This window comes from Cesiribacter andamanensis AMV16 (assembly GCF_000348925.1).
Lineage (GTDB): Bacteria > Bacteroidota > Bacteroidia > Cytophagales > Cyclobacteriaceae > Cesiribacter > Cesiribacter andamanensis.
In genome coordinates this window covers 1-6,742 of sequence record NZ_AODQ01000186.1, presented here as the reverse complement: position 1 = coordinate 6,742, position 6,742 = coordinate 1, and the positions used below count along the sequence as shown (strand labels likewise).

The 6,742-nt window shown below is 55.8% G+C and carries 6 protein-coding genes; 3 read left to right on the top strand and 3 right to left on the bottom strand.

Translation table 11 applies throughout. The features are described from left to right. A partial coding sequence (locus ADICEAN_RS19870; protein WP_040398443.1) for a 3-phosphoshikimate 1-carboxyvinyltransferase occupies window positions 1–603 on the top strand: 603 nt, incomplete at its 5' end. 70 nt (window positions 604–673) lie between these two features. Here ADICEAN_RS19870 and ADICEAN_RS19865 read toward each other — a convergent pair. Further along, window positions 674–1,477 (bottom strand): helical backbone metal receptor, encoded by an 804-nt coding sequence (locus ADICEAN_RS19865; protein ID WP_009197458.1) that lies wholly within the window; start codon window positions 1,475–1,477, stop codon window positions 674–676. 102 nt (window positions 1,478–1,579) lie between these two features. Beyond that, window positions 1,580–2,668: a M42 family metallopeptidase gene (locus tag ADICEAN_RS19860; protein WP_009197457.1), complete on the bottom strand. Its 1,089-nt coding sequence runs from the start codon at window positions 2,666–2,668 to the stop codon at window positions 1,580–1,582. Between the two features lie 60 nt (window positions 2,669–2,728). On the opposite strand from ADICEAN_RS19860, the gene ADICEAN_RS21635 reads away from it, so the two are divergent. Next, complete coding sequence (locus ADICEAN_RS21635) at window positions 2,729–3,481, top strand: DUF4184 family protein (RefSeq protein ID WP_009197456.1); 753 nt, start codon at window positions 2,729–2,731, stop codon at window positions 3,479–3,481. A 250-nt stretch (window positions 3,482–3,731) separates the two neighbouring features. After that, window positions 3,732–4,988, top strand: a complete 1,257-nt coding sequence (locus ADICEAN_RS19850; RefSeq protein WP_185094348.1) for a T9SS type A sorting domain-containing protein — start codon at window positions 3,732–3,734, stop codon at window positions 4,986–4,988. A 202-nt stretch (window positions 4,989–5,190) separates the two neighbouring features. Here the strand turns inward: ADICEAN_RS19850 and ADICEAN_RS19845 are convergent, their stop codons facing one another. Beyond that, window positions 5,191–6,552 carry a vanadium-dependent haloperoxidase gene (locus tag ADICEAN_RS19845; protein ID WP_009197454.1) on the bottom strand — a complete coding sequence of 454 codons (1,362 nt, stop codon included), beginning with the start codon at window positions 6,550–6,552 and terminating at the stop codon, window positions 5,191–5,193. Window positions 6,553–6,742: the final 190 nt, after the last annotated feature.

Sequence of the window (6,742 nt, the reverse complement as noted above, 5' to 3'; positions counted from 1 at the left end):
ACTCCCCGAGACTACAGCATTGAGGCCGACTGGTCGGGGGCCAGCTACTGGTTTAGCCTGGTGGCCCTGGCCGAAGAGGCCGAGCTGCTGCTGCCTGGCCTGCGTCCCCACTCCCTGCAGGGCGATCGGGAAATTGTTGCCATCATGGAAAAACTGGGGGTGGGTAGCCGCTGGGACGCCGAGGGCCTGCGCCTCTACAAGACACCGGCCAGCAAAGGCCTGCAGCAGGATTTTGCCGACTGCCCCGACCTGGCCCAGACCGTAGCCGTTTGCTGTGCTGCCAAGGGCATCCCGGGCCGCTTTACCGGCCTGCACAGCCTGCGCATTAAGGAGACCGACCGCATTGCCGCTCTGCAGGCCGAATTGGCCAAGCTGGGCGCCTCCCTGCAGGAAGAGGAAGCCGGCATGTTTAGCCTGATCCCCGCCCGGCAGCCCCTTCCAGAGCGGGTACAGATTAGCACCTATGACGATCATCGCATGGCCATGGCCTTTGCCCCCCTGGCCGCCAAAATGGATGTAGGGATTGAAGATCCGGAGGTGGTACAGAAGTCCTTTCCCCGCTTCTGGGAGCAGATGAAGGGGGTAGGGTTCCAGATTCCTTGAGTGTTCCGGTCGGCTTTCCGCCCTGCCGGTCAGGGGGAATCGCAGCCACGATCCGCGCTGGCCTGTGGGGCTATTTCCCCAGAAGTTCCTGCTGCAGCTCCTTAAAATAGGCCGGTGCCTGCAGCAGGCGGCTGCCGTACCAGCTGAACAGCTCGCCATCCACCAGCAGCAGCCTGGACTGAGGCAATAGGGCCTGCAGCTCGGCCAGGTGCTTTTCCTGAAAGGGGTAGGGCTCGGAAGAGAGCAGCACCACCTCCGGATTGAGCCGCTGCAGCTCGGCCTCGCTTAGCTCGGGGTAGCGGGCCTGGTCTTCCAGCACATTGCGCAGGCCTATAAGGGTCAGCATCTGGTGAATAAAGGTGCTATGGCCCACCCCCATCCAGGGCTTTCGCCAGATCAGGTAAAGGGCCGAGCGAGATTCCATAGCAGGCAGGGCGGCAAAGGCCCGGATCACTTCTGACACCAGCTTTTCGGAGGCTTCTGCCCGGCCGGTGATCTCTCCTACCCGCCGCATCATTTCCAGGGCATCCTCCAGGCAGGCGATATCGCTCATCCACACGGGAAATTCAGTGGCCAGGGATTCAATTGCTTGCTGCTCGTTCTCTTCCTTATTGCCGATGATCAGGTCGGGCTGCAGCTGGCGTATCAGCTCCGGATGCAGTGTTTTGGTACCCCCTACCAAGGTCTTTTGTTTGCGCCAGTGAGGAGGATGCACACAGAATTTGGTAATGCCCACCACCTGCTCTTCCAGCCCCAGGTGATAGAGCAGCTCAGTTTGAGAGGGCACCAGGGAAATAATGCGCCGGGGAGGCCAGGGTAGGCGTATCTCCCGCCCCATCTGGTCGGTAACGCTTCGGTGGTTTTTTGCTTCCATACCTGTATTGTCTGTTAGAGGTGCAGGTCACTGGCAGGCGGGGCCCTGCTTTCTTCCCCTTCAGGGAAAATAGCAATTTTGAGGCACCGGTCCCCAGGCAGCTTATAACTTTTTCGCTTCCTGTATGTAGCGGAAATCATGCCGGTCGGGCAGCTCTTTCAGAAACTCGCACATCAGGCGAATGATGTTCTCCACATCTTCCTTATGCACCATCTCTACGGTGGTATGCATGTATTTGAGGGGAAGGGAAATAAGAGCGGCGGCCACCCCCTCGCTGGAGTAGGCAAAGGCATCGGTATCGGTGCCGGTGGCGCGGCTGGCGGCCGCCCGCTGAAAGGGGATCTGGTTGCGCTGGGCCACATCGATCACCATTTCCTGCAGCTTATACTGAATAGCCGGCCCATAGGTAAGCACAGGGCCCCTGCCGCACTGCAGATCCCCGTTGAGGATCTTGTTGTAGCCTGGAGATGTAGTATCATGCGTAACATCAGTAACCAATGCCACGTTGGGGCGGATTCGGTGGGCAATCATCTCGGCACCCCGCAGGCCTACTTCTTCCTGCACGGCATTGACCACATAGAGGCCCCAGTCGGGCCTAAAGTCTTCATGGTGCAGCCGACGGGCCACCTCGGCAATCATGTAGCCGCCAATGCGGTTGTCCAGCGCCCGGCCACAGTAGTATTTATCGTTTAGTTCTGTCAGCTCATCTTCAAAGGTGATGACCGTACCCACATGTACCCCCATGGCTTCTACGGCCTCTTTGGTGGAGGCGCCCACATCAATGAACACATTTTCCTGGGAGGGGCTGGGTTCCCCTTCCTTTTTGCGTACATGGATGGCCGGCCAGCCAAACACCCCCTTTACAAGGCCCTTTTTGGTGTGCAGGTTTACCCGCATGCTGGGGGCTATGCTGAAATCGGAGCCGCCATTGCGCTTTACATAGATATAGCCCTGCTCGCTAATGTAGTTCACAAACCAGCTGATCTCATCGGCATGCGCCTCAATCACCACCTTGTAGGGAGCATCGGGGTTGATCACCCCTACAGCCGTGCCATAGGTATCGGTAAACCAGCGATCGACATAGGGTTTGAGATAGTCTAGCCAGAGCTGCTGGCCGGCGCTTTCGAACCCGGTGGGGGAGGCATTATTGAGGTAGTGGTATAAGAACTTCTGATTTTCTTCCATAAACATTAGGGTTCGGTACAGGTATTCTTTTTAGTCTACTGTGCTAGTCCCCTTTTTGTTAGGCCTATGCCCTTTACACTTTCGCATCCGCTGGGGGCACTGCCCCTCAAATGGCTTAGTCCGCGCCTGTTTTCAACAACAGGCCTGATCTTTGGCAGCATGGCGCCCGATTATGAGTATTTCATCAAGCGCTACCCCAGCCCTACACTGGGAGAGCTGGGCTGGGGCATCTTTCTGTTTGATCTGCCACTGGCCATTCTGGGCGCCTTTGTGTTTCAGCTGCTCATCAAGCAGCCGCTGCTGCAGCATCTGCCCCACCCCCTGGACCGACGGCTGAGCGGCTATGCACAGGCCCCTTTTCTGAGCTATCTGGGCCGGCACTGGCTCATTTTTCTCTTCTCCATTTTGCTGGGCATTGGCTCACACCTGTTGCTGGACTGGCTTACCAATCCCGGTGTCGGCCCTCTGGCGGGCACAGTCCTCACTACGGCCACGATCGGCATCGGACCATTTTCGGCCACCCCCCTGCTGCTGGCCGATCATGCCTTTTCCATTCTGGGCCTGTTGCTGCTGGTGGGAATAGTTGTGCGCCTGCACAGACCTTCGGCCGATTTCAGGCAGGCCAGCAGGGGACGTAAGTGGGTGTATTGGGGGTTATTAGTGGCTACTGCTGCATTTCTGGTGGCAACAGAGTGGCAGCAGGCAGACGGTTTTGAAGGTTTCAAGAAAGGGGTAACCACCGGAGTATGGGCGCTTTTTGCAGGGCTGGTGGGGGCATCCGTTTTCATACGACTGATTCTGCGAACAAAAGCCTCCTGAATTTTTGCTTTTTCAGGTAAATCTTGCCACTTTATTGGTAGATCTTCACCTCATGCCCATGATCACTATTTTTTGGCCTGCCCATTTTAGAAGAGCTTCTTTTTTACTGGTCTCATCTCTTTTCTTACTGTCTCTGTCTGCCCAGGCCACCCATATTCGCGCAGGAGAGATTACAGCCCGACGCATTGATCCGCAGAGTTTTACCTATGAGATTACGCTGCATGGTTATGCAGACCAAAGCTCTGCAGTATTGTTTGGCAGTAATGGCACGCTGGATTTTGGAGATGGCACCATTCTGGTTATCAACAACCAGGGCACCGATATTCCCCGTACGCTTGTATCGCCCGACACCTGGCAGTATACGTTTAAGGTGATCCATACCTATTCCAGTGCTGGTACGTATTCGGTATCTTTTAGAGAGTTTTACCGCAATGATGGTACCCTTAATATGGATAATCCGGTGCAGACGCCCTTTTATCTTGAGACCATTCTTGTCATAGACCCTTTTCTGGGACCCAATAGCACCCCTACCTTTAAGCGCCCTCCCATTGACAGGGGTATTCTAGGCCTTACCTATCACCACCAGCCAGGAGCCATGGAAACAGATGGAGACAGCCTCGCCTACCGGCTGATTCCCAGCAGGCAGGATCGAACGTATATGGTGCACAACTTTCGGTATCCGCATCGTACATTCCCGCTCGGAGATGCCCGCAATGGAAGCACTGAAACAGGAGAAACCCCCTATTTTCGGATCAACCCGCTAAGTGGCGATGTGGTATGGGATGCGCCCGGCACAGAGGGTGAATACAATTTTGCACTACTTGTAGAAGAATGGCGAAAGGTAGAAGGAGAGTATTATCTAATAGGGTCTGTAACCCGCGATATGCAGATTATTGTGGAAACCCCGGAGGAGATTGCCGGACTGCAGTTTCCCATTAATGGCCTTTCTACAGCTCCAGCTCCGGGAGAAGCCATACAGTGGCAGGTCTCGGCAACGGCCCCTACCCCTTCCGACAGTATTGTGCTGGAGATTTGGGGCGATTTTGCTGATCGCAGCGGGGCCAGCCTCAGTGCCCGGCAGGTCAGGGCCCTGGGCGAGGCCAACATCACCATTACCTGGACCGGAGAAGAAGATCTGGGCCAACACTACCAACTGATTGCCAAAGCCTACGACCCGCTGAGCCCGCAGCTGGCCAGGAACCGGGCCGCCTATGTTTACCAAAACCTCAGGGGTCCGCTGGGGATTTCAGAAAACAGGTACACCCCCCTGCGGATCTACCCTAACCCCCTGCAGGGAAACAATTGCGCCATCTACCTGCCCGAAGCAGCAGGCAAAGAGGTCCGCCTTCAGCTCCTCGATGTCCGGGGCAGGCTGGTACAGCAGGAAACCGTAGCTACCGTTGGGCAGGAAATCCCCTTCAGGCTTGCACATCATGCCCCCGGATTATATGTGCTGCATCTGTATGTGGATGGGCGCAGGTATAGGGGGAAACTGGTTATTCAGTAATCAAAAGAGGCCACGTAAATGTGGCCTTTCTTTTGTATAGCTACCCCCTATACCAATTCGCTTAAAGCTTCTTCAAGACCAGCTGCAATAGCTGTACATCTGCTGACTTATGCTAAACACTCGTGCCACGAGTAATTCGTGGCACGAGTGTTTAGCTACTGCGCATTCCAGTTGAAGATGCTATAGCCAGATTGGTCGTATATCACTCTTTTCGCTCCGCTACCAGGGGTTGCTCCTCTTCCCGCATGGTGGTTTTAAGGTTTTTCACCACCCATTCGCCAACAGAACGCCCCTCCTTTACCCCATTTTCAATGGCGGGCATGTAGTGGATGCCTCCGTACAGGCGGCTGATGGCCGCTTCTTCGGCGGCATGCGTAAAGGAAGTAAAAGAGCGAAAGCCCAGGCCGTAGCGCACTTCGGTAGAATCCACAAAGGAGAAATTGGGGCCAAACAGATCGGTAAGCACTACCGAGGCCGCCGTAGAAATTACACTATGCCCGCTGGGATATTCCGGAAAGGGGGGGGTCTGCAGCAGGGGCTCCCAGCTTTCGTCAATATAGCGGTTGATCACCGTTTCGGGACGGATCACATTGCTGCGGTACTTCTCATCCCAGCAGCTGATAAAGCCATCGGCCAGGGCCACAGCCGTAAGGGCATAGGCCTGGGCGCTCTGCATCAGAGGGGCTCCGGCTTTCTGGCAGGCGATTTTAGTAATGCCCATCCAGTGGCCGCCGGGGGTGATCTTCTTGGCGGCAAACATCACATGCCCGCGCACATTCATCACATAGGGGTTGCAGTCCCAGAAAGACGCAATCTCCTTCTGCTCCTCGCTCAGGTTTTGGGCGGTCTCATACACTTCCAGCATTTCATTGTAGAAGGGACTGCCCTTTTCGGCACTAAAGGGGGTAGCAGCCGCTGGCTTAAACTGACTGGACGAATCCAGCACAAAGGGCCGGATCTTGTTCCAATGCGGTTCTATGGCTTCCATATAGGCCGGAGGGGTGGGCTGCCATTTGCCTGGCTCCGGATCGATGGAGTGCTTTTCAAAGGTGCGGGTCTGCTTGTAATTGTCGGTGCCGGACCAGGCCAGGATGTGGCTGGCAACGGCCTGGCTGTAGGCAGTGGTCTGGTCGAGCAGCTGCCGGGACATGCCCTGCTCCAGCAGGCGCTGGTGCCACTGCTGGCGGTAGTCCTCTATCTTTTCTTCAGAGAAAATAAGCGCACGCCCGGTTTGCAGGTAGGCATCTACGGCCGCTACTTCCCAGTGGATGGGGGCGCCGGGTTTGGGCAGCGGCTCCAGCCCGTTAAGCTGGCCGGCCAGTGTCAGGTAGGCCGAATCCTGCTGCACCAGTACCTCATACGCTGCAATGCTGGCGTAGGCATAGATACGGCTGGCAACCGGCGGCGAAAAGATGTCATGCACGATCACATCGGTGAGCTTCTGAACCGACTGATGCAGCTCCAGGGGGGGTACATGCACTTCCTTTTCGGGCTGGTCGGTAGAGACGCAGGCGGAGGTGACCAGTAAGGCAAGGCCCAGAAAGTAGTTGATTGCCCTTTTCATGATAGTACTGCGCTGTTGGATCAATGTTGAAGATACAAAAAAAAATTGATTCCTTCTATTGGGAAGGGGAAAGATCGAGTCGTGTGGTTTGAGAGCAGGGATGAGGGCATGACCGAGCGCATGGATAAAAGGCATGGCCCTTACAGGCCATGCTGTATGTATATCGCCCCTTTGGGGCTCACACCTGATG